The sequence below is a fragment of the Chitinophaga sp. genome (assembly GCF_039596455.1).
Classification (GTDB): domain Bacteria; phylum Bacteroidota; class Bacteroidia; order Chitinophagales; family Chitinophagaceae; genus Chitinophaga.
This window is the reverse complement of sequence record NZ_JBCNJR010000002.1, coordinates 37765-63180: the sequence shown is the minus strand read 5'-3', so window position 1 is coordinate 63180 and position 25416 is coordinate 37765. Positions and strand designations below refer to the sequence as shown.

Here is a 25416-nt window from a genome sequence, read left to right as displayed (position 1 = left end):
GGGATTAAATTTAATATATTTCAGCATTCCTGCATTATTTTTTAGCGGGAGCGGCAGCGTTCAATTCCTTGATCACGTCTTTAGTGATATCATACGCCTCATCTTTATACAGGATGTTGCTGGCGCCGGCGCGGTAAGAGAAAATGAAAGAATAACGCTTGTCTGCGTTGTATTTCTTGATAGTTTCATCCAGCCGCTTCTGCAGGTCTTCATTGAATTGTGCTTCCTGCGTCTGCAATTGCGCATATTTATTCTGACGGTCCAGCTCATGCTGCTGGGCTTTTTTCTGAAGACTGGCCTCTGCAGCCTGGCCTTCGGCCTGCGTCATGGTGGGGGCTTTTTGCTGCAATGCGTACAGCTCGTTCTGCAACTGGCGCTCGCGACCGCTGATCTCGTTTTGGGCGGCCTCTTTCTTCTTCTCCAGTTCCGCTTTCTTTTCTTTAAAATAATCGTAGTGTGCTTCAAGTGAGTCAATATCTACGTATGCCAGCCGCTGTTCAATGCCGTTGCCTGATTGCGCTGAAGAGTCAGCGCCCTTTGCAGCGGCAGGTTTATTACCCTGTTGGCAGGCAGCAAATATTCCGGCTACCGCCGCCAGGATGAGTCCGTTTTTCACAAAAAATTGACGAGTGTACATGTTGATCGGTAGATTTTTTAACTCTAATGATTAGAAATGAATAGTTGTGGCGGCTAAAATAAGGTTTTTGGGATATAAAAAAACGTTAAAATGGAAATGGGGGTAAAATGTTGGCGGGAAGGGGAAAACAAGGATGAGAGCGGGTGTTGGAAGGTCAGGCACCCGCTCTCCGGTAATTATTTCACTTTTTCAATCGCTATCTCAGGTTCGTCTGTGGTCAGGAAGTCTGCCCCTGCAGCCAGATAGGTCTCCATCTGCTTGGCATCATTTACCGTCCAGATATTGACGGTAACATTGTGCTTGCGGGCCTCCTTGAAGATGTTCATGTCTTTGTCTATCACTTTCCAGTTGTAGTCAAAGCCCCAGATCTTGTCTGCCGCCAGCTCCGCGGGAGATTTTTCGCCGTTGAGGTAAGCTACCTTGGCAAACGGATCTATCGCTACTACCTTCTTGCAGATGTCATAGTCAAAGCTGATGTACAGCATCCAGCCTTCGCATTTGTACTTGCGGATCAGGTCCATGCAGGCTTGCGCCAGCTGCTGGCCACGCTCCTTGCTTATCCTGGAAGGTTTCAGCTCCAGCACCAGCCTGGTGGTATTCTGCTTCATACCTTCCTGGATGTACTCTTCAAATGTAGGCACCACTTCTCCGTTTTTCAGCTCCACTTTTTTCAGTTCGGCCAAAGTGGTCTCTTCCACCACTTTACCGCCAATGTGCGGGTCATGAGAAAGCACAGGCACCCCGTCTGAGGAAAGCCATACGTCAAATTCGGAACCTTCACAGCCCAGGCGCACCGCATCACGGAAAGAAGTGAGGGAGTTCTGGCTGCCGGCGTGGTGCTTCCAGGCCCCGCGGTGGGCCACCACCTTGTTACGGCTGAAATTGTCCTTTACCAGTATAAAGCCTTCCTGCCCTGCCGCAGTAGACACGGTAATGGCATATTTAAAAGCAGGGTCTTCTTTCCGTAAAGAAGCTTTCTTTTTGAGCCGTATTTCGCCCTTTTTGCTGATGGTAAACAGCCCGGAGGTGTCTTCCACCAGTTTGGCAGACCTGGAGGGCTTGCCGGCCTCAAAAAGCTGCCCCACGAGGGCGCCCGCTTTACCTGTAGGCACGTTATGGTTGTTCAGCTGTACCTGGGCATGTGCTGCAACAGCAACCAGCATGGCGGGCATCATAAAAAGACTTTTTGTAAGTCGATAACGTAGACGCATGGTATTATGTTTTCTAATATTTTTTTTCGGGAAGATGTTACGGTTTATTTTCATAAACTTTCATATCAGCTTACATAAGCTTACAAAATACGGCCTTCCTCCAGAAAATCAAAATCAAAACAGGGTTCCGGGGATTAATTTCTCATTAAAAAGTGAGGAGCGGCAAACGGGTTCCTTCCGTAAAACAAAAAGGGGAGCTGTACGCTCCCCTTTTTTTATTCATCTGGTCAGGATAATACTTATTCTTCTTCGTCGAACTGGAACACTTCTTTGGAAGAGGCCAGGATGTCGTACTCCTCCTTGGAGCCTACGATCATGTTCTCGAACTCTCTCAGACCGGTACCGGCCGGTATCAGGTGGCCGGTGATCACGTTCTCTTTCAGGCCCAGCATGTCGTCAGACTTGCCGTTGATGGCAGCGGAAGACAGTACTTTGGTGGTTTCCTGGAAGGATGCAGCGGAGATCCAGCTATGCGTACCCAGTGATGCTTTGGTGATACCCAGCAACAGCGGGCTGGACGTGGCGGACTCTGCGTCGCGGTATTCCACGAGCTTTTTGTCTGCACGGCGCAGGATGGAGTTTTCTTCGCGCACCTGGCGGAGGGTTACGATCTGACCGGCTTTCATGTTGGTTGATTCACCGGCGTCCGTTACCACTTTCTTGTCAAATATCTGGTCGTTCTCTTCAAAGAACTCGAACTTGTCTGTAGTATCGCCTTCCAGGAAGCGGGTATCTCCCGGATCTTCGATAGTTACTTTCCGCATCATCTGGCGAACGATCACTTCAATGTGCTTGTCGTTGATCTTTACACCCTGCAGGCGGTATACTTCCTGGATCTCGTTCACCAGGTACTCCTGTACGGCAAACGGACCTTTGATGGAGAGAATATCTGCCGGGGTGATGGAGCCGTCAGACAGCGCAGTACCTGCCTTCACGAAGTCGCCGTCCTGTACCAGGATGTGGCGGGTCAGCGGCACCAGGTACTTCTTGATCTGGCTTTCGCGGCTTTCGATGATGATCTCGCGGTTACCGCGTTTGATGTTACCGAAGGCTACTACACCGTCAATTTCAGATACAATAGCGGGGTTGCTGGGGTTACGGGCCTCAAACAGCTCCGTTACACGCGGCAGACCACCGGTAATGTCTCTCAGCTTGCCGATCACGCGGGGGATCTTCACTATTACCTGGCCGGCCCTTACGGCGTCTCCTTCTTCAATCACGATGTGAGAGCCTACAGGCAGGTTGTATGATTTAGCTTCCTTGTTGCCATCTACAATGATGGACGGGATCTTGTTCTTGTCTTTGGTCTCGATCACCACTTTCTCGCGGTGGCCGGTCTGCTCGTCAGCTTCTTCGCGGTAGGTGATGCCTTCCACAATGCTGTCGAAGCGGGTAGTACCGGAAATTTCGGATACGATAACGGCGTTGAAAGGGTCCCATGTGCAGATCACGTCGCCTTTGGTTACTTTCTGACCGTCTTTTACGCTCAGGGTAGAACCGTAAGGTACGTTGTTGGTGATCAGCAGGCGGTCGTTCTTCACGTCCATGATCCTCAGCTCACCGGTACGGCCAATTACTACCTGTACTTTCTCGCCTTCGGCATTTTCGAAGGTAGTGGTACGCAGGCCGTCAAACTGTACGGTACCGTCAAACTTGGCGGTGAGGGTAGATTCTACGGAAGCGGAACCGGCCACACCACCTACGTGGAACGTACGCAGTGTAAGCTGGGTACCAGGCTCACCGATAGACTGGGCGGCTATGATGCCTACGGCATCACCGCGTTGTGCGGTATAGCCTGTGGCCAGGTTTTTACCATAGCATTTCACGCACACGCCCCTGCGGCTTTCGCAGGTGAGCACGGAGCGGATCTCTACGGAATCTATGCTGCTGTCTTCAATGCTTTTCGCTATTTCTTCCGTGATCTGTTCACCTGCTGCAACCAGCAGTTCTTCAGAGATCGGGTCAAATACGTCATGCAGCGAAGTACGGCCCAGGATACGGTCGTACAGCGGTTCTACCACTTCCTCATTGTCTTTCAGCGCTGATGTTGCAATACCACGGAGGGTGCCGCAATCTTCTTCGGTGATCACCACGTCTTGCGCAACGTCTACCAGACGGCGGGTCAGGTAACCGGCGTCAGCCGTTTTCAGCGCCGTATCCGCCAGACCTTTACGGGCACCGTGCGTAGAGATGAAGTACTCCAATACGTTCAGGCCGTCTTTAAAGTTGGAAAGGATCGGGTTCTCAATGATCTCTGAACCGGTAGAGCCGCTCTTACGCGGCTTGGCCATCAGACCTCTCAGACCGGCCAGCTGCTTGATCTGCTGTTTGGAACCACGGGCGCCGGAATCCAGCATCATGTACACGGAGTTGAAGCCCTGCTTGTCTGTTGCCAACTCGCGGATCAGGGTTTCGGTCACTTTCGTGTCCACACGGCTCCAGATGTCAATGATCTGGTTGTAACGCTCGTTGTTGGTGATCAGACCCATGTTGTAGTTGTCCCACACTTCATCCACCTCGTTAGAAGCCCCGTCAATCATGAGCTGCTTGGCGTCGGGGATGATCAGGTCATTGATATTGAAAGACAGACCACCGCGGAAGGCTGTACGGAAACCAAGTTGTTTGATATCGTCCAGGAACTTCGCAGTTTTCGGAATGTCTGTTGCTTTAATGATGTCTCCGATGATCTCACGCAGTGATTTCTTGGTCAGCAGGGCATTTACGAAACCTGCTTCTTTCGGAACGTACTGGTTGAAGATCACACGGCCTACCGTAGTTTCTATCAGCTTGCGCTCAAGGGTACCGTTGGCCAGGCGTACATCGGCTTTTACGCGGATGTTGGCATGCAGGTCTACACGGCCTTCGTTATGCGCAATGATCACTTCTTCCGCAGAGTAGAAGGCTTTGCCTTCGCCTTTTACGATTTCAGTGTCCGTAGATTTTTTACCCTTGGAAATGTAGTAAAGGCCCAGTACCATGTCTTGTGAAGGCAGGGTGATGGGCGTACCGTTCTGCGGGTTGAGAATGTTGTGAGAAGACAGCATCAGCAGCTGTGCTTCCAGTATGGCCGCGTTGCTCAGCGGTACGTGTACCGCCATCTGGTCACCGTCAAAGTCGGCGTTGAACGCGGAGCACACCAGCGGGTGCAGCTGAATGGCTTTACCTTCCACCAGTTTGGGCTGGAACGCCTGGATGGAGAGACGGTGAAGCGTAGGAGCACGGTTGAGCAGTACGGGGTGACCTTTCAGTACGTTTTCCAGGATGTCCCATACCACGGCTTCTTTCCGGTCTACCAGCTTTTTAGCTGATTTCACCGTTTTAACGATGCCTCTTTCTATGAGTTTACGGATAATGAACGGTTTGAACAGCTCTGCCGCCATGTCTTTCGGCAGACCGCACTCGTGCAGTTTCAGCTCAGGACCTACCACAATTACGGAACGGCCGGAGTAGTCCACACGTTTACCGAGCAGGTTCTGACGGAAACGGCCTTGTTTACCTTTCAGCACGTCAGAGAGCGATTTCAGCGCACGGCCGCCTTCTGCTTTCACGGCGTTGGATTTCCTAGAGTTGTCGAACAGGGAATCCACAGCTTCCTGCAGCATACGTTTTTCGTTACGCAAGATCACCTCCGGCGCCTTGATCTCGATCAGGCGTTTCAGACGGTTGTTACGGATAATTACCCGGCGGTACAGGTCATTCAGGTCGGAAGACGCAAAACGGCCGCCGTCCAGGGGAACCAGCGGGCGCAGCTCCGGCGGAACAACGGGGATGTATTGCATCACCATCCATTCCGGACGGTTGTCTACACGGCCATTGGCGTCACGGAACGCTTCCACTACGCTCAAACGCTTCAGCGCTTCCGCCTTACGTTGCTGGGAAGTTTCAGTGGCGGCCTGGTTGCGGAGCTGGTAAGAAAGGCCGTCCAGATCTATCCGGGCCAGCATCATTTCTACCGCTTCAGCGCCCATTTTGGCGATGAACTTGTTCGGGTCTTCGTCAGGCAGCAGCTGGTTGTCTTTCGGAAGGGTATCCAGGATGTCCAGGTACTCTTCTTCCGTCAGCAGATCGCCATAGTTCAGTCCCTTTTCCTGCTTGATGCCGCTCTGGATCACCACATACCTTTCATAGTACACAATGGTTTCCAGTTTTTTGGACGACATGCCCAGGAGGTAACCGATTTTATTGGGTAATGATTTGAAATACCAGATATGTACAACGGGCACAACCAGGCGGATGTGGCCCATTCTTTCACGACGCACCTTTTTCTCTGTAACCTCTACCCCACAGCGGTCGCACACAATGCCTTTATAACGGATACGTTTGTATTTTCCGCAATAACATTCGTAATCCTTTACGGGACCGAATATCCTTTCGCAGAACAAACCATCACGTTCCGGTTTGTAAGTACGGTAGTTGATGGTTTCGGGTTTCAGCACTTCGCCATAAGAACGCTCCAGGATGGTATCCGGTGAAGCAAGACTGATGGTAATGCTGCTAAAATTTGATTTAGGACGATTTTCTTTTTTGATGGCCATTGTATGTTATTTAAAGAAAATTCATTGGAAATGATGCATGGTCTTGCCATGGCCTGTGTCTTCACATGATATTATACGGCATCCCGGCAGTGGTTGCCGGGAGCCGTTATAAATTATCTTAATCGAACTTCAGGTCCAGACCCAGACCGCGCAGCTCATGGATCAATACGTTGAAGGACTCAGGCACACCGGCTTTCGGTATGTTGTCTCCCTTCACGATGGATTCATATGCTTTGGCACGGCCCACAATGTCATCAGACTTGATGGTGAGCAGCTCCTGCAGGATGTTGGCGGCGCCATATGCTTCCAGTGCCCACACCTCCATCTCACCAAAACGCTGGCCACCGAACTGGGCTTTACCACCCAGCGGCTGTTGCGTAATGAGAGAGTACGGTCCAATGGAACGGGCGTGCATTTTGTCGTCCACCATGTGGCTCAGTTTAAGCATGTAGATGATACCTACTGTTGCTTTCTGGTGGAAGCGCTCGCCGGTTTCACCGTCGTGCAGGTAAGTGTGACCGAAGCTCGGCAGGTCTGCCTCGCTGATGTATTGAGCAATCTCTTCGGTGCTGGCACCGTCAAAGATCGGAGTAGCAAACCTCACACCCAGTTTCTGTCCGGCCCAGCCCAGTACGGTTTCGTAGATCTGACCCAGGTTCATACGGGAAGGTACGCCCAGCGGGTTCAGTACGATGTCTACCGGAGTACCGTCTGCCAGGAAAGGCATGTCTTCGTCACGCACGATCTTGGCCACAATACCCTTGTTACCGTGGCGGCCCGCCATCTTATCACCCACTTTCAGCTTACGTTTGCTGGCCAGGTAAACTTTGGCCAGTTTCAGCACGCCCGCGGGCAGCTCGTCACCAATAGAGATGTTGAACTTCTCGCGTTTGTAGCGGCCCAGCTCCTCATTATACTTGATGTTATAGTTGTGGAGCAGGGTATTGATCTGGTCGTTGGTATCCTGGTCTGTGGTCCAGCCAAGCGGGTTCACATTCTGGAAATCAACGTTGGCCAGGTTTTTATTGGAGAATTTGGAACCTTTGGAGATCAGCACTTCACCGTAAGTGTTGGTGATGCCGGCAGACGTTTTGTCTTTCAGCAGTGTCAACAGCTTGCCCATCAGCACTTCCATCAGGTCTTCCTCATTCTTCTGGTGTATTTTCTCCAGTTTCTCCAGCGCCGTTTTTTCACGGGTTTTGGAGTTCTTGTCTTTTTTGGCGCGGGAGAACAGCTTCTTGTCTATCACCACCCCTTCTGTAGACGGGGGTGCTTTCAGGGAAGCGTCTTTCGCGTCGGAAGCCTTGTCACCGAAGATGGCTCTCAGCAGTTTTTCTTCGGGAGAAGGATCAGATTCACCGCGGGGAGTGATCTTGCCGATCAGGATATCACCTTCCTTGATGTGGGCGCCCACACGGATGATACCGTTCTGGTCGAGGTCTTTGGTAGCCTCTTCGCTCACGTTGGGGATATCGGGGGTCAGCTCTTCTTCACCCAGCTTGGTATCACGTACTTCCAGCTCGTATTCGTCAATGTGAATGGACGTGAACCAGTCTTCTTTGGCCACACGTTCAGAGATCACGATGGCATCCTCGAAGTTGTACCCTTTCCATGGCATGAACGCCACTTTCAGGTTACGGCCCAGGGCCAGCTCACCGGCGCGGGTAGCGTAGCCTTCCGTGAGGAAGTCTCCCTCCACCACACGCTGTCCTTTCTTCACTGCAGGGCGAAGGTTGATACAGGTGCTCTGGTTGGTTTTAACGAACTTGGTCAGCTGATAGATCACCAGGTCATCTTCAAAGCTCACCAGCTTCTGCATTTCATCACGTTCATAGCGTACATGGATCTCGTTTGCGTCTACAAACTCAACCACACCTTTGCCATTAGCGGTGATCTGCAGGCGGGAGTCACGTGCGGCCTTACCTTCCAGCCCGGTACCAACAATAGGTACCTGCGGGTTGATCAGGGGCACGGCCTGGCGTTGCATGTTTGATCCCATCAGCGCACGGTTGGCGTCATCGTGCTCCAGGAAGGGGATCAGGGAAGCGCTCAAACCAACGATCTGGTTGGGGGCCACGTCCATGTATTCCACTTCTCCTGGTTCCAGGATCGGGAAATCGCCGGTTTCGCGGGATTTCACTTTATCGTTCACAAACACGCCCTTGTCATCCAGGGGAGCGTTTGCCTGTGCGATTTTTACAGAATCTTCTTCTTCGGCGCTCAGGTATTCCACCTTGTTCATGTCCACTTTACCGTCTTTTACCTTGCGGTAAGGCGTTTCAATGAAGCCCATCTCGTTCACCATGGCGTGTACGCACAGGGTGGAGATAAGACCGATGTTCGGACCTTCAGGCGTTTCAATAGTGCAGAGGCGGCCGTAGTGGGAATAGTGTACGTCACGAACCTCAAAGCCTGCACGCTCGCGGCTCAGACCGCCGGGGCCCAGTGCGGAGATACGGCGTTTGTGCGTGATCTCTGACAGGGGGTTGGTCTGGTCCAGGAACTGGGAAAGCTGGGAGGTACCGAAGAAGGAGTTGATCACGGAAGAAAGGGTTCTCGCATTGATCAGGTCTACCGGCGTGAATACCTCGTTGTCCCTTACGTTCATACGCTCGCGGATGGTACGGGCCATACGGGCCAGGCCCACGCCGAACTGGGCGTACAGCTGTTCTCCCACGGTACGTACACGGCGGTTGCTAAGGTGGTCAATATCATCTATCTCCGCCTTACCGTTGGTGAGCTGCACCAGGTATTTGATGATGGAGATGATGTCTGCCTTGGTCAGCACCTTCATGTCAAGCGGGGTGGAAAGGCCCAGCTTGCGGTTGATCTTGTAGCGGCCTACGTCGCCAAGATCATAACGCTTGTCGGAGAAGAATAATTTATCAATGATGCCCCTTGCTGTTTCGTCATCCGGCGCATCGGCACCACGCAGCTGGCGGTAGATGTGCTGAACGGCTTCCAGTTCGGAGTTGGAAGTATCTTTGTTGAGGGTGTTGTAGATGATGGCGAAGTCGCCGCTCACCTCTTCTTTCTGCACAAATACGGATTTCACGCCCATATCGGTGATCATTTCGATGTTGGCCTCATCCAGGATGCTATCGCGCTCCAGCACGATCTCGTTCCTTTCGATGCTCACCACCTCACCGGTATCTTCGTCTACGAAATCTTCTACCCAGCTGCGTAAAACGCGGGCAGCCAGCTTTTTGCCGGCGTATTTTTCCAGGTTTTTGCGGTCTGCTTTTACTTCGTCAGCCATGCCAAACAGCTCCAGGATGTCCTTGTCTGTTTCGTAGCCGATGGCACGCAACAGGGTGGTAACCGGGAACTTCTTCTTACGGTCGATGTAGGCGTACATCACGTTGTTGATGTCCGTCGCAAACTCCATCCAGGCGCCTTTGAAGGGGATCACCCTTGCAGAGTAGATCTTGGTGCCGTTAGGATGCACGGATTGACCAAAGAAAACACCCGGGGACCGGTGCAGTTGGGAAACAACTACACGTTCAGCGCCGTTGATCACGAAAGTGCCTCTGGGGGTCATGTACGGAATATTGCCCAGGAACACGTCCTGCACAATGGTCTGGAAGTCTACGTGTTCCTCATCGTTACAGCTCAACCGTAGTTTTGCCTTGAGCGGCACGGAGTACGTCAGCCCACGCTCAATACATTCTTCGATGGTATAACGCGGAGGGTCCACGAAGTAGTCCAGGAACTCCAGGTTGAAGATATTACGGGTGTCCGTAATAGGGAAGTTCTCCTTGAATACTTTAAAAAGGCCTTCGTTGTTTCGCTTGTCTGGTGTGGTTTCTAATTGGAAGAAATCCTTGAAAGATTGGATTTGGATAGCCAACAGATCCGGTGTCTCAGCAACTTGTTTGATCTTTCCAAAATTTACTCTTTCGTTAGTTTGGGCTTTTTTTAGAGACATATTCGAAGTTAGCAGTTAATATGACTTGTACTAAATAAGGGAAATTAATGATTCTTTGGCAAATACACCCAAATAATTGTGTTTCAACCCCGATGACCTGCACACTTCGCAGTGATTTCCCCAATTGCAGCCCATCCCGAAACACACGTTCCCAAAGGGAATAAGGCCAAAAAGTGCCGGAGCACTTTTTGACCTCAAAAAGATGTATAATGATGCAAAGAATTACTGAATCTCAACTTCAGCGCCAGCTTCAGTCAGCTTCGCTTTCAGGTCTTCTGCTTCAGCCTTGCTCACGTTTTCTTTTACTGCTTTCGGAGCACCGTCAACCAGTTCTTTGGCTTCTTTCAGGCCCAGACCGGTCAGGTCTTTCACCACTTTCACCACGTTCAGTTTGCTGGCGCCAGCAGATTTCAGGATTACGTTGAATGCAGTTTTTTCTTCAGCAGCAGCAGCTCCGCCGCCACCGTCAGCAGCTACAACAACTGCAGCAGCAGCAGGTTCGATACCGTATTCGTTCTTCAGAACGTCTGCCAGTTCTTGTACTTCCTTCACAGTAAGACCTACTAATTGTTCAGCTAATGCTTTTACGTCTGCCATTGTATAATGTTTTGTAATGTTTTTTAAAATGTTGTTAAACAGATGTTTGTTTATATTTTGACTTGGAAGCCATGATTGATGCCGGGCCAGGCCCGGGGGTGAAGGTTACTCTGCCGCAGGAGCTTCTGCCACTTCGCCGCCTTCTTTGTTTGCTTTTTCCAGCAAAGCAGCAATAACGCGTTTTGCGGGAGATTGCAACAGACCGATAACTTCGCCGATAAGCTCGTTCTTGGTCTTGATTTTCACCAGGGTAGCCAGCTGGTTATCGCCCAGGTATACTTCTTCGCCCACAAAAGCGGCTTTCAGTACGGGTTTTTCCAGTTTGGCGTTTTCCTTGCGGAAATCGGAGATGATCAGCGCCGGTTCTTTCGGGCTGTCAGAGAACAGCAGGGCGGTTACGCCATGCAGTGCCTCATATACACCAGCGTATTTCTCATCGTTCAGGCTTTCAAGGGCCTTTTTGATCAGTGTGTTCTTGGCCACCTTCATTTCCACGTTCTTGTCGAAACAAACCTTTCTCAGGTGGTTCACCTGCGCTACCGTCAGAGACTCCGTATTGGTGATATAAAAGTTGCTGTATTGAGAGAACTTGCCTTTCAGCAGCTCAATAACCTCGTTTTTTTGATCTTTGTTCATTGCTTTGTGTTTGGCATTGACAACAAGTACTTTTTACCTGGTTATCAATTAGTTTTGAACAGATTTAGTGTCAATTACAATACCCGGGCTCATAGTGCTGGCCATAGATAAACCTTTCAGGTAAGTACCTTTTGCAGTAGCCGGTTTCAGCTTGATGATCGCGTTGATCAGCTCCTGAGAGTTCTGCTCGATCTTTTCAGATGCGAAAGACACACGGCCGATAGAAGCGTGTATGATACCCGCTTTATCTACTTTGAAGGTAATTTTACCGCCTTTCACCTCGTTCACAGCAGCTGCTACATCGTTGGTAACAGTACCGGTTTTCGGGTTGGGCATCAGGTTACGGGGACCCAGGATCTTGCCAAGCTTACCAATTTTAGGCATTACAGCAGGAGTAGCGATGATCACATCGATCTCGGTCCAGCCGCCTTCAATTTTGGTAATAAACTCGTCCAGGCCCACAAAATCAGCACCGGCTTCTTTGGCAGCAGCCTCTTTGTCCGGAGTGCACAGTACAAGAACTTTTTTGGTCTTACCAGTACCGTGGGGAAGCGTTACGGAACCACGGATAGCCTGGTCAGCCTTCTTAGGATCAACGCCTAAGCGGATATGTAAATCGACAGAAGAGTCGAATTTAGTACAGTTAATGTCTTTAACAAGGGTGGAGGCCTCTTTCAGGCTATATGCCTTATTTTTGTCCACCTTAGTGTCAGCCACTTTTCTTTTCTTGGTTGCCATTTCTTAAAATGATTTAAAGTTAACCTGCTTGCACAGGGTGAACAATTTAGTTTTCCCAGGGCGCTTTACCATCCACGGTAATACCCATGCTGCGCGCTGTACCGGCTACCATTTTCATGGCGCTTTCCAGGGTGAAGCAGTTCAGGTCGGGCATCTTGTCTTTTGCAATAGCCTCTACCTGCGTCCAGGATACTTTACCCACCTTGTTACGGTTAGGCTCTTTAGAACCACCTTGTATTTTGGCAGCCTCCATCAGCTGCACGGGGGCCGGAGGCGTTTTGATTACAAAGTCAAATGATTTGTCGGTGTACACCGTCAGCAAAACCGGCAATACCTTACCCATTTTATCCTGGGTACGGGCATTGAACTGTTTGCAGAACTCCATGATGTTCACACCCTTGGAACCCAAAGCGGGACCAATCGGAGGTGCAGGGTTGGCTTGGCCGCCCTTCACCTGCAGTTTCACGTACGTTGCGATTTCTTTTGCCATTATTCTGTTTTTAATTTGGTTAAACGTCCCCCACGGTAAACCGTAGAAAACTCCCAAAGCTCAAAAGTCTTAAAAAGACATTTTAAGGGGGATGCAAAGGTAGGTATTAATTAAATTATTAGCAAAAATTGTTTGGAGTTCGGCATTTTTTTTGCTATTATCCGGGAATTGGGTTTAACTTTAATGGTTAAGTAGCTGTTAGTCAGCAACATACCGCATACTGTCTCATAGTCAAAGATACGTCATCTTCTGAACTTTTCCACCGGATTTCTGCAGGTGTGGAAAATTGCGCAAATAACCAGGCGCTTTTTACGCTTGTTCAGGCGGTACACCACCACATAAGGATATTCCTGATAAAAAATTCGCGGAACCAGTCCTTCCTTAGGGGATAACTTGCCGCATACCGCTGCAGGTAAGCCAGTTTTTCCCTGATGCATTGCAGGAATTTATGCCCCCTGCCTGCCTGCTGCTGTTTATACCAGTTGGCAGCCTCCTGCAGGTCGGTGACAGCCCCGGAAAGATAAATGAGTTGAAACATACTCCCCTACCCGTGCTTCACTTTTTTCAGCCCTCTTTCTACCATCTCCATTGCTTCTTCATGGCTAAAAGCCTTCTCTCTTCCCTCTTCATAATCTTTCCACCGCCGTTTCATCTCCGCCACAAATTCCTCATTATTCCACCACGGAGAATCCTGTCCGCCGCCCACAATGCTCTCCAATGCCCTTAGCGCCCGGCTGTCCGCAGCGTCTATAAATTCATGCAATTTTTTCCTTATTGCATCATCTTTCTTCATATATACGAGCATTTTCAACAAATTTAACGGTTTAAGGAATGCTGTGCTCCCCAAATCTACCCCCTCTCCCCCAAATCCCCTCCGTTCATTTTATTCATTTACAAGAGGGTGTTAACACCCGGAATTTTTTGTATTATTATCCTCCAAACCTCCTTTCCACTGTATGAAATTTCTCTTTCTTTTGATACCTCTTTTTGCAAACATTCACCCACCCATGCAAAAAACACAATTTCTCTTCGTAGGCACCTACACTTCCGGTGAAAGCAAAGGCATTTATGTATACAAAAAAGACCCTGCCACCGGCCAGTTCCACCACGTCAGCACCGCAGAAGGGCTCAGCAACCCCTCCTTCCTGGTAGTTGCTCCCGACCAAAAACACGTTTACGCCGTCAGCGAATCGGGTAAAAACCGCACCGGCAGCGTATACGCCTTCTCTTTCGATGCCGCCTCCGGCCGCCTGACCCTCCTCAACCAGCAAGACGGCGTGGGTAACGGCCCCTGCCATATCAATATGGACAAAGCAGGCAAATTTGCCATTACCGGTAACTATGCAGGCGGCAGCATTTCCGTAATGCCGGTGCGGACAGACGGTACAGTGAGTACAGCCTCCCAAACCCTCGTCCACAACGGCTCCAGCATTGTGGCCTCGCGGCAGAAGGCGCCCCATGTTCATTCTATCAACTTCTCGCCTGATGGTAAACAGGTGTTTGTACCAGACCTGGGCATAGACAAGATCATGGTGTACGACTTCAATACGGCCCATGCCATAGCGCCTCTCCGCGCCGCGGCCACCCCGTCTGTCAACGTTGAGCCCGGCGGCGGGCCCAGGCACCTCACCTTCAGCCCCAACGGCCAATTCGCCTACGTGGTGCACGAGATTTCCGGCAAGGTAACGGCCTTCCGCTATGAAAATGGTACCCTCCGCCCGCTGCAAACCATTTCGGCAGCGCCGGCAGATTATACCGGCAGCAATTTCAGCAGTGCAGACATCCATGTGTCTCCGGACGGGAAACATCTCTATATGTCCAACCGGGGAGACCTGAACAATATCTCCATCTTTTCCATTCACCCGGAAACGGGCATGTTGCAACTGCTGGGTCACCAGGCCTCTGGCGGTCAGCACCCGCGCAACTTCATGATAGACCCTTCCGGCAACTTCCTGCTGGCGGCCAACCAGAACGGCAATAACATTGTAATATTCAAGCGGGATGCGGCTACCGGCCTCCTGAGCCCCACCGGCCAGGAAATACAGGTACCCAACCCGGTTTGCCTGAAAATGCTCACGCTGGAATAACAGCCCCAATTGCATGTGGCACCGCATAAAACGTTGCTGATACAAGTATTGCGTACCTTCACAGGTACAAAATACCCCGAATATGAAACGCATTTGTTTAACGCTCGCACTCGTCTGCGCAACGCAGCTGCTCACACATGCACAAGACACCGCCGCCATGGAAAAAGCCTGGATGGAATATGCCACTCCCGGGCCCATGCACAAAATGATGGCCATGGCTGACGGCAACTGGAAAACGGATATCACGTTCTGGATGGCTCCCGGCGCCCCGCCCTCAAAGCAGATGGGCGCCTGCACCAACAAAATGATCCTGGGCGGCCGCTACCAGGAAAGCCGCCATACGGGAGACATGGGAGGTCAGCCCTTCGAAGGCATCGGCGTAATGGGTTATGACAACGCCAAAAAGATGTTCTTCTCCACCTGGGTAGATAACATGAGCACCGGTGTCATGTACCTGGAAGGCAAGTGGGACGATGCCACGCGCAGCATCACTTTCACCGGCAAGTCTACAGACCCCACCTCCGGGAAAGACCTCAACATACGGGAGGTGGTAAAATGGGTGGATGACAATACCCAGACCATGGAAATGTACATGATGCAGGACGGCACTGAATTCAAGAACATGGAAATCAAACTGACCCGCCAGTAACGGCATAAAAAAAGGTTGCCGTTTGAAGCGGCAACCTTTTTGAATATTTACAACAATCAGCCTTAGCTGATCTTTTCTACCTGCATGAAGTTCAGCTCTACCGGAGTAGCACGGCCAAAGATCTTTACGGTCACTTTCAGCTTCTTCTTGTCTTCCAGCACTTCTTCTATCACACCGTTAAAGTCGTTGAACGGCCCGTCAATGATCTTGATGGTTTCTCCAACAATATAAGGCTCGCTCATGGTGAGGCCCTGGTCGGAGATCTCGTCTACTTTACCCAGCATTTTGTTTACTTCGGACTTGCGGAGTGCAATCGGTTTTTCTTTACCGAGGAAGTGGATCACGCCGGAAACGTTGCGGATGGCCTGGATCACTTCGTCGTTCATTTTACCGTCGATGGCTTCTATCATCACATAACCGGGGTAGAAGTTCTTTTCGCGCATCACTTTTTTACCGGCCTGCACCTTATAAACTTTTTCCACGGGAAGGAACACCTGGGTGATCACGTTGCCCCAGTCACTGCGGCGAACTTCAATGTCCAGGTACTCTTTTACTTTCTTCTCTTTGCCACTCACCACGCGCAGCACGTACCATTTGGTTTCCTGAGTGGGGATTTGGGCTTCATCCATTATTGAAACAGTTTATAGTATTGCGATAAAACCAGGTGAGAGGCAGAGTCCATACCCCACACCAGCAGCGTGATGATGATGGTGGCGATCAGAACGATCATGGTAGAGGACTGCAGTTCCCGCCAGGTGGGCCAGGATACTTTATGAACCAGTTCGTGATACGATTCTCTGAAATAATTGGTGATTTTGTTCATGGTAATAAGTTATCCTGATATGAACGATAAAAATTGCCGTGGAGTAAAATCCTTGAATTTTACTGTCCGGCAATTTAATTCTTGGCACGGGTACTAGGATTCGAACCCAGATCAAAGGTTTTGGAGACCCGTATGCTACCGTTGCACCATACCCGTGTATGTAAAAGCCATTAGCTATTGCGCTTTGACCTCTGGCAAATATAATCCCTATTGATTAAACCGCTAAGGCTAATGGCTTTTTATTTACAGTATTGCTACTGATTATTTCAGGATCTCAGTTACCTGACCAGCACCTACGGTACGGCCACCTTCGCGGATAGCGAATTTCAGACCTTTTTCCATAGCGATGGGCTGGATCAGTTTAACGGTCAGGCCGATGTTATCACCAGGCATTACCATTTCCACACCTGCAGGCAGTTCAACTTCACCGGTAACGTCAGTAGTACGGAAGTAGAACTGGGGACGGTATTTCTGGAAGAACGGCGTGTGACGGCCACCTTCTTCTTTGCTCAGTACGTATACTTCGCATTTGAAGTCAGTGTGCGGAGTGATAGAACCGGGAGCGCAGATAACCATACCACGGCGGATCTGAGTTTTCTCAATACCACGCAGCAGCAGACCGGCGTTGTCACCAGCTTCACCTTCGTCCAGCAGTTTTTTGAACATTTCCACACCAGTACAGGTAGATTTCAGTGATTCAGACTGCAGACCTACGATCTCAACGTTGTCACCAACTTTGATACGACCGCGCTCGATACGACCGGTAGCAACAGTACCACGACCGGTGATGGAGAACACGTCTTCTACAGACATCAGGAACGGCTGGTCAACCGGACGGGGAGGCAGCGGGATATAAGTATCCACAGCTTCCATCAGCTCGTCGATTTTAGCCACCCATTTTTCGTCGCCGGCGAGAGCACCGGTAGCAGAACCCTGGATGATGGGCACATTGTCGCCATCAAAGCCATAAGAAGACAGCAGGTCGCGGATCTCGATCTCTACCAGTTCCAGCAGTTCCGGATCGTCTACCAGGTCAACTTTGTTCATGAATACAACAATACGGGGTACACCTACCTGGCGGGCCAGGAGGATGTGCTCCTTCGTTTGCGGCATCGGACCATCTGTAGCGGCAACCACCAGGATAGCACCGTCCATCTGAGCTGCACCAGTGATCATGTTCTTCACATAGTCGGCGTGGCCCGGACAGTCTACGTGAGCATAGTGACGGTTGGCTGTCTGATACTCAACGTGTGCTGTATTGATGGTAATACCTCTTTCTTTTTCTTCAGGAGCCGCGTCGATCTCGTCATATCCTCTTTTCTCAGCCAAGCCCTTGTTTGCCAGAATTGTAGTAATGGCAGCAGTCAAGGTAGTTTTACCGTGGTCCACGTGACCGATGGTACCAATGTTAACGTGGGGTTTATCCCGCTTAAAGGTTTCTTTTGCCATTGTATTTTTTTTTAAGATGGTTTGTAAAGATTGTATTATAGTTGTTTAAAAACGTTTTACAAACTGGAGCCAATCGCAGGAATTGAACCTGCACCTCCCCCAATTACGGTCAGGGCCGCTCATCCATTGAGCTTACCGGCTTAGTTAAACTTCAAATTTCGGACACCGTCAACCGTTTGCCAGTTTCCTGTATCCGAAACGTTGAGCTGTTGATGAGAATTGAACTCACGACCTCTTCCTTACCAAGGAAGTGCTCTACCCCTGAGCTACAACAGCAGTTGTGATGATGAGCGGGAGACGAGGTTCGAACCCGCGACCTACAGCTTGGAAGGCTGTCGCTCTACCAACTGAGCTACTCCCGCAATTATGAATTGCGCATCACGAAAAAAACCTCACTCCTATCTGCACAATTACGAATTACGACACTTTTTCAATTCGTAATCCGTAACGCCAATTCGTAACTGATTCGTGGGCAGGACAGGATTCGAACCTGTGAAGTCGAAAGACAGCGGATTTACAGTCCGCCCCATTTGGCCGCTCTGGAACCTGCCCAACTTATTTTTCTTTGCCCGGTACTTTACAGCCCGTAACTCTTACGAGCCAGCAGAGGGATTCGAACCCCCGACCCACTGATTACAAATCAGTAGCTCTGGCCAACTGAGCTATGCTGGCAATTTTTTTGTCAAGAAAAAACTTAACACCCCGTTTAAAGGAAGCGCAAAATAAATGTGAATCTTATTAAGAACCAAATCTTTTTTTTCACTCCCGCAAGGCACATTTTTCTGTACAAAACTTTTCCCGCTGCCGCAAAAAACTACCCGTTTAAAGTAGCTCACAACACCGGTTTAAGTTGGCTTAAATGCCCTACAGTAAAGAACTTTACTACCTTCGCCGACCCCTTTTTGAATCGGGATGGCAAAGGTAGTAAAGAGATATTTAATTCCAAAATATTTTTAGAAAATTAATGTAAATTCTTCTCCTTCTGGCGCTTGATCTGGGTTACAAGCGAATCAAAGGCAAGGTCGAAGGATTCCTCGAAAGATTTGGACTCATGTTTTACAAAAAAATCGTGACGGGGTATGTGCACTTTTATTTCAGCTATCTTATCCTTGATCTGGTGGGCTAACTGGTCTAACTTCAAAAAAACTTCAACAGATACTATTCGGTCGTAAAAAGTGGAAAGTTTCTGGATCCGTTTATTCACATGATCAATTAATTTGGCGTCCGCATCAAAACGCACGGTCTGAATTTGAACATTCATAACACTTAAATTTTACATTTAACAATCTGATTTCAAGCACGTAATCATCTTTTCATAGGCGATTTTGTTTATGGTAAAGAACTTGTTACTAATTTACTGAACTTTCTATCTTATTCCATTTTCTTCCTGAAAAATTTTGTTAAAATGACTTTTATGCAATGTTAACCCCTGTCAGCTATATAACAACTGACAGCGGTCAATCGTTGTGCTGTTCTGTATGCGTGAAGTACCTTGTCAACCTTTATATTGATATGCAAGGGTCGGCCGCTCAGGCCTTGGGGTGGGCTTGTTTGTATACGTTCTTCAGCTTCTCTATGGTATTGTGGGTGTACACCTGCGTGCTGGCCAGCGAGGCATGGCCTAACAGCTCTTTTACGGCGTTAATGTCCGCCCCGTTGTTGACCAGGTGCGTAGCAAAGGTGTGGCGGAGTATATGCGGGCTTTTTTTGGAGAGAGTGGTCACCTGCCCCAGCGCGGCCTTTACAGTACGGTACACATACCCTTCATTCACCCGCCGGCCGTCTTTCTTCACCAGCAGGTACTGCAGGTCAGGGTTTTCCAGCTCGCTCCGCTTGCGCTCCATATATGCCCTGATAGCAGCCACCAGGTGGTTGCTGATGGGAATGATGCGCTCCTTGCCGCCTTTGCCCAATACCTTGATGTGGCTGTTGGGAAGGCTGATGCCATCGTGCCGCAGCCCTATCAGCTCCGCGCGGCGGATGCCGGTCTGGTACAGGATATCCAGCACCAGCTGCCGGGTGGCGCCGTCAAAATCATCTGCAAACAGGGGTTGCCCGCATGCCTGGTTCCGCTCCACCTGCTGCATGCCCTTTTCTTCCACAAACAAGGGCAGGCGCTTGCGCATTTTGGGGCTCACCACCCTGAACATGGGGCTTTGGGCAATGGCGCCCTCCCGTACGGCAAACTTGAAAAATGATTTTAAAGTGGATATTTTCCGCCGGATGGTAACGGCGGAAGCGTCTTCCTGCTCTCCCCTGCCATGCAACCCTGTGGCCAGCCATGACTGCACCTGGAAAGCATCTATCTCTCCCAGCGGGGTAGGCCCGTATACGGCCTGCATGTACTCAAAAAACTGTTGAAGGTCAAGCCGGTAGCTGGCGGTAGTATGCTGCGAATAACGTTTCTGCAGCGCAAGATAAGAGAGGAACTGTTCAGCCAGTGCGGGTAGTCCGGTCATAACGAATACAAAAAAATTGATGACTGTAAAGTTATAGAAAACCTTACAATCATCAATCTATGTATTACTAATAAGTTGGGTCGTTTCTTATGCGTCAAACTTTCCGGTAGAGAGCTGTTGTTTGTAAACAGCTTTCAGCACCTGCGTACGGCGGCGGATGGAAGGTTTTGTAAATGACTGGCGCTCTCTGAGTTGCAGCAGGATCTTGGCCTTCTCAAATTTCTTTTTATACTTTTTAAGCGCTTTGTCTATGTTTTCGCAATCTTTGGAATCGATAATTAACATAAATCTCCTTTATAAATTTTTATGGACGGCAAAGATACGGAGTATTTTTCAACTTTCAAAGTTATTCACACGCAATTTTAATTGCCTAATTTCGGGGTCCAATATTACGATTATTATGTTTACCGGCATTATTGAAACAATGGGCACTGTGGCCTCCGCAGTGCAGGAAGGCGGAAATCTCGAGATCACCATACAATCATCCATAGCACCGGAGCTGAAGGTAGACCAGAGCGTGTCTCACAACGGCGTATGCCTCACGGTTACGGCAGTGGAGGCAGACCGGTATAAAACCGTGGCGGTAGCGGAAACCCTGCAGAAAAGCAACCTGGGCGCCATACGGCCGGGCCACGCCGTTAACCTGGAGCGGGCCATGATCTTCAACAGCCGTATAGACGGGCACATTGTGCAGGGGCATGTAGACGGCACCGGCACCTGCGAGTCTGTTCAGGAAGTAGACGGCAGCTGGCTGTACCGCATCCGTTTTGATGCAGGTTTTGCCCCCCTCATAGTAGAAAAAGGGTCTGTTTGCCTCAACGGCATCAGCCTTACGGTGTTTGATATTACGGACAACGCCTTTACGGTGGCCATCATTCCCTATACCCACCAGCATACCAACATCCAATACCTGCAGCCGGGAGACGTAGTGAACCTGGAGTTTGACATCCTGGGCAAATACGTGGCCCGTCAACTGGCGCGCACTTCTAAAAACGACAACAATTGAACCATTCACTCTCTCAGACACTGGGTTTACAATACCCGCTTATTATGGCCCCCATGTTCCTGGTGAGCAATGAGGCCATGGTAAAAGCGGCCATCCGCAGCGGCATTGCCGGCACTTTCCCTTCTCTCAATTACCGGAACGAAGGTGAGCTGGCAGCGCTGCTGGAAAGGCTCAATGAAACCAAAGCCGGCGTGCAGCAAGGCACCTACGGCGTAAACCTGATCGTTCAGAAAACGAACCCGCTCTATAAAAAACACCTGGATGCCTGCGTGGCGGCCAAGGTACCCTTTTACATCACTTCCCTGGGCAACCCGCGGGAGGTGATAGACGGCGCCCACAGCTACGGCGCCAAAGTACTCTGTGATGTAACCAACCTGGAGCATGCGGCCAAAGCGGTACAGAACGGGGCAGACGGGCTTATTGCCGTTTGCGCGGGCGCAGGCGGCCATGCGGGCCCCTACCCTATGCACGTGCTGGTACCGGCGCTGAAAAAGGCCTTCCCGGAAGTGCCGGTGATAGCGGCAGGCGGCATTGCCACAGGGCAGCAAATGGCCAGCGCCATGGTATTGGGGGCAGACGCGGTGTCTATCGGCACACGCTTTATTGCCAGCACGGAAGCCGGCGTGAGCGATGAATACAAGCAGGCCATTATCAGCCACGGCATGGAAGATATTGTGCTCACGGAGCGCCTTTCCGGCACGCCCTGCAACATCATCAACACCCCTGCCGCGCAAAAGCTGGGCTACAAACAAACATCCTGGGAAAAATGGCTTTCCCGCAACCCGCGCACCCGCAAGTACTTCAAAATGATGGTGCAGATGAAGGGCATGAAAAAACTGCAGAAGGCCATCAAACCCAACTATTACAACCAGTTGTGGAGCGCCGGCCAAAGCGTTGAAATGGTAGATGACATTACAGGGGTAGACGAAATTGTGAGCCGCCTCATGCAGGAGTACCGGCAGAGCCTGAAAGCGTTTGTATAGGCGCCCAAATTAAATTTATCTTTGCAAGATGTCTGAAACACAAAACTACCAGGAAGGTGCCGTGCTGCTGATCAACAAGCCGTTAACCTGGACCTCTTTTGACGTTGTACGCAAAATCCGCAATACCACTAAAGCCAAAATAGGCCATGCCGGCACGCTTGACCCGCTGGCTACCGGGCTGCTCATTTGCTGCACGGGTAAAATGACCAAAAAGATCAATGAATACCAGGCGCAGGAAAAAGAGTACACCGGCACTTTTACCCTAGGCGCCACCACCCCTACCTTTGACCTGGAATCCCAGCCGGAGGGCCACCAGCCCGTACCGGCCCTTAGCCGGGAAGAGCTGCAGGGGTATGCAGACCGCTTCACCGGCCCGCAGCAGCAAATGCCACCCATTCATTCCGCCATCAAGCAGAACGGGAAGCCCATTTACCACCTGGCCCGCAAAGGCGTGGACGTGAAGGTGGAACCACGGGCCATTGTGATACATGCTTTTGAAATTACCGCGGTTGAGCTGCCCATAGTGCATTTCAGGGTAGTGTGCAGCACGGGTACCTACATCCGCTCACTGGCAAATGACTTTGGGGCGGCCCTTGGATGCGGCGCGTACCTGAGCAGCTTGTGCCGCACCCGCATAGGCGCGTTCAGGCTGGAAGATGCGGTAGAAGTAACGGATTTTATTGAGCAGTATAAACAGGCGCATCAGAACGGATAGCCGATAGCAATGTTCCAGATCACATTATCCCGGCGCCAGCGGCTGTCTCCCAGCGCCCATTCCCCAATGTACCACCCGCTGTTGTTCCGGGTGGGATAAGGTTTTTTAAGGGGAATACCCCAGTCGAACCGGATCACGAAATAGCTGAAATCCAGCCGTGCGCCCAGGCCTGTGCCGATGGCGAGCTGTTTGTACAGGTTCTTGACCTGGAATTCCGCCCCTGGGCGCAGCGTATCTTTCTTCAACATCCAGATATTACCGAAATCAAGGAAGGTAGCGCCTTTCAGGTTGATAGTGCCGCCAAACAGGCGCAGCACGTCAAAACGGTATTCCACGTTACCTTCCAGCTTGAGATCGCCGGTTTGGTCAGGGAAGATAGCGGCTATGGAAGACGTGTCTGTATACGAACCGGGGCCCAGCGTACGCAGGCGCCAGGCGCGGATGCTGTTGGGGCCGCCGGCGGTGAACTGGCGGATGTAAGGCAATACGTCGCTTTGCCCGTAGGGAATGCCCAAACCGGCATAGGCCCTGGTAGCCACGGAAGACTTGTTGTAGTTCCAGTAATGACGGTAATCCACTTCGCCCCGCACAAATTGCGAAATATTCACCCTGGCCAGCGTTTCCAGGTTCTCACTGCGGCTGCTGATCACATGTATCAGCCCGTTCACGCCTTTCAGCCACATGCCTGATTCTTCAAAAGTGGCGCGGAAGTAGGAGTTTTGCCTTTTATGGAAAATATCGTTGTTGGCAAAGGTGTAGGAGATGGCCTCCCCGCCGATGAACGCAGGCTCAAAGCTGCGCCGCAGGTAGGGGTTGGGGTCTACCACCGTATCCTTGAAGCCGGGGGTGAGCACCACGCCCACGTAGTTGAGGGTGAACGGCTTCACCGTCCACCGCTTGTAAATGGACTCGTTCCATTCATACCCGAAAGCCCCGGTAACGTTGCGGATGTTGAACTTGTCTATCCTGCGCAGGTTGTTGAAACCAGCGGATATTCTCGTTTTGGCGGTTGAGCGGTTGCTCTGCCGCACACGAAAAGGTGTAATGAAACGCGGCAGGATGAAGTCTGCGTTAATACCGTATTCCGTGGCCTGCATATCGAACCGGCTGGCGTTGCGCACCACTTCCACCCCGCCCTTCAGCGTAACGTGCAGCTCATTGGCGGCCCGGTTCACGTTGAAGTGCCGGTACCCCAGTGATACGCCGCTGCCTATGAAATAGTCGCTACTGGTGGTGAGGTCTATGTTGGCGCTCAGCTCCTGCTTCTTGCGCGGGGTGAGCTGGATGAATGCGTCCAGCTTCTGCACGGTGTCTTTGCTCTCCCGGAACTGCACGGTCACAAACTGCCAGAGGTTCAGGTCATACAGGCGGTTTACAGTGTTGTTGTAGTTAGTGGTGGAATATTTGTCGTTGCTCCTCAGCTGCACCGCGCGCGTGAGCACCCGCGGGCGTATGAGGTTCTCATGATATTTTACAAGGAGGTGGCGGCTTTCTGTGGTATGGAAAGTGGTGTCATTCACATTGTCTTGCAGCTTGAAGTCCGGGAAAGCGTAGATCTTGTTCAGGTAAAATATTTTGGTCAGATCACTGGCGGAATCTTCCGGCTGGCGGATGCTCACCTCTATGTCCATCGTAGGCTTCTGGTCTGCGCTCAGCACGGTGGGCATGCTTTCAAAAGGGTTCAGCGGGTCAAGGAACAGGGATTTGTTCAACGTGTCTACGGTGAAAGACACCAGGTCACGGTTGAACTTGTAATAACCTGCGTCCCTGATCATGCGGGTGAGGCGCTCCCGCTCATCGCGCAGGTTGCCGGCCTTGTAGGCATCGTTCACTTTCAGCAGGGAGAGGTTCTCGCCTTCTTTCACAATTTTGGCAATGGCCGTATCAGGTATATCGTACAGGATTTTCCTGATCACGAAGTTCTTGCCGGTGTTCACCTGGTAGGTCACATCCGCTTTCTGGGCCTTGATGTCTGCCTTGTAAGTAGCAGTGGCGTAGAAATAGCCCTGGTTGTTGAGATAGGACACCATGCGGGCGGCAGACTCCGCCGCTTTGGAAGAATCGAATATCACCGGCGCCTGCAGGTTTCTTTCTGCCAGCACCAGGTTCCAGAACCAGTTGCTTTTTTTATCGTACGTTTTTTTGTTGTAGAGCCACACCTTGAGCCGGGTGCCCAGCACCTTCTGGTTAGGCTTCTGCAGCATCAGGGAGGAAGAGTTCAGGTCATTCTTCAGGTTGTTCTTTTCCGCGGAAGGGAGTTTGCCCTCAATACTTACGCTGCTGCCTGTAAGCAGGCTCTGGTTTTGCTGCAGGTATCTTGTGTTGGAGCAGGCGTTCAGCAAAAGGCATAGCAGCATCAGCAGCGCCGGTACCGGCAGATGGATAGATGGTGCATATGTCTTTTTCTTCACTGGTAGTTTGCATTTGGGTACTTACACATCCCTGTTCGAGAGGGGCTGTTGGCTGAATGCCG

General features: G+C 50.7%; 22 protein-coding genes and 5 tRNA genes. 5 read left to right on the top strand and 22 right to left on the bottom strand.

Going from position 1 to position 25416, the window contains the following annotated elements; genetic code table 11:
- Nucleotides 1-34: 34 nt before the first annotated feature.
- The 10 genes from ABDW36_RS09975 to ABDW36_RS09930 form a co-directional block, all read right to left on the bottom strand.
- Nucleotides 35-637, bottom strand: a complete 603-nt coding sequence (locus tag ABDW36_RS09975) for an OmpH family outer membrane protein (protein ID WP_343701749.1) — start codon at nucleotides 635-637, stop codon at nucleotides 35-37.
- Nucleotides 638-813: 176 nt separating this feature from the next.
- Nucleotides 814-1812 carry a glycerophosphodiester phosphodiesterase family protein gene (locus ABDW36_RS09970; RefSeq protein WP_343701748.1) on the bottom strand — a complete coding sequence of 333 codons (999 nt, stop codon included), beginning with the start codon at nucleotides 1810-1812 and terminating at the stop codon, nucleotides 814-816.
- 275 nt (nucleotides 1813-2087) lie between these two features.
- Nucleotides 2088-6383, bottom strand: a complete 4296-nt coding sequence (gene rpoC / locus ABDW36_RS09965; RefSeq protein WP_343701747.1) for a DNA-directed RNA polymerase subunit beta' — start codon at nucleotides 6381-6383, stop codon at nucleotides 2088-2090.
- A 118-nt stretch (nucleotides 6384-6501) separates the two neighbouring features.
- The gene (rpoB, locus tag ABDW36_RS09960) at nucleotides 6502-10311 is read right to left on the bottom strand and encodes a DNA-directed RNA polymerase subunit beta (RefSeq protein ID WP_343701746.1); all 3810 of its coding nucleotides are present in this window, start codon (nucleotides 10309-10311) and stop codon (nucleotides 6502-6504) included.
- Nucleotides 10312-10533: 222 nt separating this feature from the next.
- On the bottom strand, nucleotides 10534-10908 hold the full coding sequence (gene rplL / locus ABDW36_RS09955; protein ID WP_343701745.1) for a 50S ribosomal protein L7/L12: 375 nt from the start codon (nucleotides 10906-10908) through the stop codon (nucleotides 10534-10536).
- Between the two features lie 105 nt (nucleotides 10909-11013).
- A complete protein-coding gene (gene rplJ, locus ABDW36_RS09950; protein ID WP_343701744.1) occupies nucleotides 11014-11544 on the bottom strand; it encodes a 50S ribosomal protein L10 in 531 nt (176 codons plus the stop codon).
- Between the two features lie 48 nt (nucleotides 11545-11592).
- A complete protein-coding gene (rplA, locus tag ABDW36_RS09945; protein WP_343701743.1) occupies nucleotides 11593-12282 on the bottom strand; it encodes a 50S ribosomal protein L1 in 690 nt (229 codons plus the stop codon).
- A gap of 46 nt (nucleotides 12283-12328) precedes the next feature.
- The gene (gene rplK, locus ABDW36_RS09940) at nucleotides 12329-12772 is read right to left on the bottom strand and encodes a 50S ribosomal protein L11 (protein WP_119078834.1); all 444 of its coding nucleotides are present in this window, start codon (nucleotides 12770-12772) and stop codon (nucleotides 12329-12331) included.
- Nucleotides 12773-13091: 319 nt separating this feature from the next.
- Nucleotides 13092-13310 carry a hypothetical protein gene (locus ABDW36_RS09935; RefSeq protein WP_343701742.1) on the bottom strand — a complete coding sequence of 73 codons (219 nt, stop codon included), beginning with the start codon at nucleotides 13308-13310 and terminating at the stop codon, nucleotides 13092-13094.
- 6 nt (nucleotides 13311-13316) lie between these two features.
- Nucleotides 13317-13565: a hypothetical protein gene (locus ABDW36_RS09930; RefSeq protein WP_343701741.1), complete on the bottom strand. Its 249-nt coding sequence runs from the start codon at nucleotides 13563-13565 to the stop codon at nucleotides 13317-13319.
- A gap of 214 nt (nucleotides 13566-13779) precedes the next feature.
- Between ABDW36_RS09930 and ABDW36_RS09925 the strand changes: the two genes are divergently transcribed.
- Together ABDW36_RS09925 and ABDW36_RS09920 are read left to right on the top strand one after the other, a co-directional pair.
- The gene (locus ABDW36_RS09925; protein ID WP_343701740.1) at nucleotides 13780-14859 is read left to right on the top strand and encodes a lactonase family protein; all 1080 of its coding nucleotides are present in this window, start codon (nucleotides 13780-13782) and stop codon (nucleotides 14857-14859) included.
- Between the two features lie 82 nt (nucleotides 14860-14941).
- On the top strand, nucleotides 14942-15508 hold the full coding sequence (locus ABDW36_RS09920; RefSeq protein WP_343701739.1) for a DUF1579 domain-containing protein: 567 nt from the start codon (nucleotides 14942-14944) through the stop codon (nucleotides 15506-15508).
- A 62-nt stretch (nucleotides 15509-15570) separates the two neighbouring features.
- On the opposite strand, the gene nusG is transcribed toward ABDW36_RS09920, so the two are convergent.
- The 11 genes from nusG to rpsU all read right to left on the bottom strand — a co-directional run bounded on the left by nusG (nucleotide 15571) and on the right by rpsU (nucleotide 20524).
- Nucleotides 15571-16137, bottom strand: coding sequence for a transcription termination/antitermination protein NusG (nusG, locus tag ABDW36_RS09915; protein ID WP_119078831.1), 567 nt, complete (start codon nucleotides 16135-16137; stop codon nucleotides 15571-15573).
- Nucleotides 16137-16331, bottom strand: a complete 195-nt coding sequence (gene secE / locus ABDW36_RS09910; RefSeq protein WP_119078830.1) for a preprotein translocase subunit SecE — start codon at nucleotides 16329-16331, stop codon at nucleotides 16137-16139. Before secE ends, nusG begins: the two co-directional genes overlap by 1 nt.
- A gap of 82 nt (nucleotides 16332-16413) precedes the next feature.
- A tRNA-Trp gene (locus ABDW36_RS09905) sits at nucleotides 16414-16487 on the bottom strand.
- A 105-nt stretch (nucleotides 16488-16592) separates the two neighbouring features.
- Nucleotides 16593-17780 carry an elongation factor Tu gene (gene tuf, locus ABDW36_RS09900; RefSeq protein ID WP_343701738.1) on the bottom strand — a complete coding sequence of 396 codons (1188 nt, stop codon included), beginning with the start codon at nucleotides 17778-17780 and terminating at the stop codon, nucleotides 16593-16595.
- 204 nt (nucleotides 17781-17984) lie between these two features.
- Nucleotides 17985-18056: transfer RNA gene (locus tag ABDW36_RS09895), tRNA-Thr, on the bottom strand.
- Nucleotides 18057-18069: 13 nt separating this feature from the next.
- Nucleotides 18070-18142: transfer RNA gene (locus ABDW36_RS09890), tRNA-Gly, on the bottom strand.
- A gap of 107 nt (nucleotides 18143-18249) precedes the next feature.
- Nucleotides 18250-18332: transfer RNA gene (locus tag ABDW36_RS09885), tRNA-Tyr, on the bottom strand.
- Between the two features lie 46 nt (nucleotides 18333-18378).
- Nucleotides 18379-18452, bottom strand: a tRNA-Thr gene (locus tag ABDW36_RS09880).
- A 289-nt stretch (nucleotides 18453-18741) separates the two neighbouring features.
- Complete coding sequence (locus tag ABDW36_RS09875; RefSeq protein WP_343701737.1) at nucleotides 18742-19041, bottom strand: HPF/RaiA family ribosome-associated protein; 300 nt, start codon at nucleotides 19039-19041, stop codon at nucleotides 18742-18744.
- A gap of 268 nt (nucleotides 19042-19309) precedes the next feature.
- Nucleotides 19310-20239: a tyrosine-type recombinase/integrase gene (locus ABDW36_RS09870; protein ID WP_343701736.1), complete on the bottom strand. Its 930-nt coding sequence runs from the start codon at nucleotides 20237-20239 to the stop codon at nucleotides 19310-19312.
- A gap of 87 nt (nucleotides 20240-20326) precedes the next feature.
- A complete protein-coding gene (gene rpsU / locus ABDW36_RS09865) occupies nucleotides 20327-20524 on the bottom strand; it encodes a 30S ribosomal protein S21 (RefSeq protein ID WP_119078825.1) in 198 nt (65 codons plus the stop codon).
- Between the two features lie 115 nt (nucleotides 20525-20639).
- Here rpsU and ABDW36_RS09860 point away from each other — a divergent pair, with 115 nt between their 5' ends.
- From ABDW36_RS09860 to truB, 3 genes are read left to right on the top strand one after another with little or no spacing between them, the layout of a single operon-like run.
- A complete protein-coding gene (locus ABDW36_RS09860; protein ID WP_343701735.1) occupies nucleotides 20640-21245 on the top strand; it encodes a riboflavin synthase in 606 nt (201 codons plus the stop codon).
- Nucleotides 21242-22228, top strand: a complete 987-nt coding sequence (locus ABDW36_RS09855) for a nitronate monooxygenase (protein ID WP_343701734.1) — start codon at nucleotides 21242-21244, stop codon at nucleotides 22226-22228. The genes ABDW36_RS09860 and ABDW36_RS09855 overlap by 4 nt, the downstream gene beginning before the upstream one ends.
- 28 nt (nucleotides 22229-22256) lie before the next feature.
- Nucleotides 22257-22943 (top strand): tRNA pseudouridine(55) synthase TruB, encoded by a 687-nt coding sequence (gene truB / locus ABDW36_RS09850; RefSeq protein WP_343701733.1) that lies wholly within the window; start codon nucleotides 22257-22259, stop codon nucleotides 22941-22943.
- On the opposite strand, the gene ABDW36_RS09845 is transcribed toward truB, so the two are convergent.
- Nucleotides 22931-25354: a BamA/TamA family outer membrane protein gene (locus ABDW36_RS09845; protein ID WP_343701732.1), complete on the bottom strand. Its 2424-nt coding sequence runs from the start codon at nucleotides 25352-25354 to the stop codon at nucleotides 22931-22933. The genes truB and ABDW36_RS09845 overlap by 13 nt on opposite strands.
- Between the last annotated feature and the right edge of the window lie 62 nt (nucleotides 25355-25416).

Bases quoted from the DNA above. Each gene is read 5' to 3' on its own strand.
- ABDW36_RS09935 (WP_343701742.1), bottom strand. From the start codon at position 13,310: ATGTTTCAACTCATTTATCTTTCCGGGGCTGTCACCGACCTGCAGGAG.
- ABDW36_RS09970 (WP_343701748.1), bottom strand. From the start codon at position 1,812: ATGATGCCCGCCATGCTGGTTGCTGTTGCAGCACATGCCCAGGTACAG.
- rpsU (WP_119078825.1), bottom strand. From the start codon at position 20,524: ATGTTAATTATCGATTCCAAAGATTGCGAAAACATAGACAAAGCGCTT.
- rpoC (WP_343701747.1), bottom strand. From the start codon at position 6,383: ATGGCCATCAAAAAAGAAAATCGTCCTAAATCAAATTTTAGCAGCATT.
- ABDW36_RS09930 (WP_343701741.1), bottom strand. From the start codon at position 13,565: ATGAAGAAAGATGATGCAATAAGGAAAAAATTGCATGAATTTATAGAC.
- ABDW36_RS09860 (WP_343701735.1), top strand. From the start codon at position 20,640: ATGTTTACCGGCATTATTGAAACAATGGGCACTGTGGCCTCCGCAGTG.
- rpoB (WP_343701746.1), bottom strand. From the start codon at position 10,311: ATGTCTCTAAAAAAAGCCCAAACTAACGAAAGAGTAAATTTTGGAAAG.
- ABDW36_RS09870 (WP_343701736.1), bottom strand. From the start codon at position 20,239: ATGACCGGACTACCCGCACTGGCTGAACAGTTCCTCTCTTATCTTGCG.
- nusG (WP_119078831.1), bottom strand. From the start codon at position 16,137: ATGGATGAAGCCCAAATCCCCACTCAGGAAACCAAATGGTACGTGCTG.
- truB (WP_343701733.1), top strand. From the start codon at position 22,257: ATGTCTGAAACACAAAACTACCAGGAAGGTGCCGTGCTGCTGATCAAC.
- rplK (WP_119078834.1), bottom strand. From the start codon at position 12,772: ATGGCAAAAGAAATCGCAACGTACGTGAAACTGCAGGTGAAGGGCGGC.
- ABDW36_RS09925 (WP_343701740.1), top strand. From the start codon at position 13,780: ATGCAAAAAACACAATTTCTCTTCGTAGGCACCTACACTTCCGGTGAA.
- rplJ (WP_343701744.1), bottom strand. From the start codon at position 11,544: ATGAACAAAGATCAAAAAAACGAGGTTATTGAGCTGCTGAAAGGCAAG.
- ABDW36_RS09875 (WP_343701737.1), bottom strand. From the start codon at position 19,041: ATGAATGTTCAAATTCAGACCGTGCGTTTTGATGCGGACGCCAAATTA.
- rplL (WP_343701745.1), bottom strand. From the start codon at position 10,908: ATGGCAGACGTAAAAGCATTAGCTGAACAATTAGTAGGTCTTACTGTG.
- tuf (WP_343701738.1), bottom strand. From the start codon at position 17,780: ATGGCAAAAGAAACCTTTAAGCGGGATAAACCCCACGTTAACATTGGT.
- ABDW36_RS09920 (WP_343701739.1), top strand. From the start codon at position 14,942: ATGAAACGCATTTGTTTAACGCTCGCACTCGTCTGCGCAACGCAGCTG.
- rplA (WP_343701743.1), bottom strand. From the start codon at position 12,282: ATGGCAACCAAGAAAAGAAAAGTGGCTGACACTAAGGTGGACAAAAAT.
- ABDW36_RS09975 (WP_343701749.1), bottom strand. From the start codon at position 637: ATGTACACTCGTCAATTTTTTGTGAAAAACGGACTCATCCTGGCGGCG.
- secE (WP_119078830.1), bottom strand. From the start codon at position 16,331: ATGAACAAAATCACCAATTATTTCAGAGAATCGTATCACGAACTGGTT.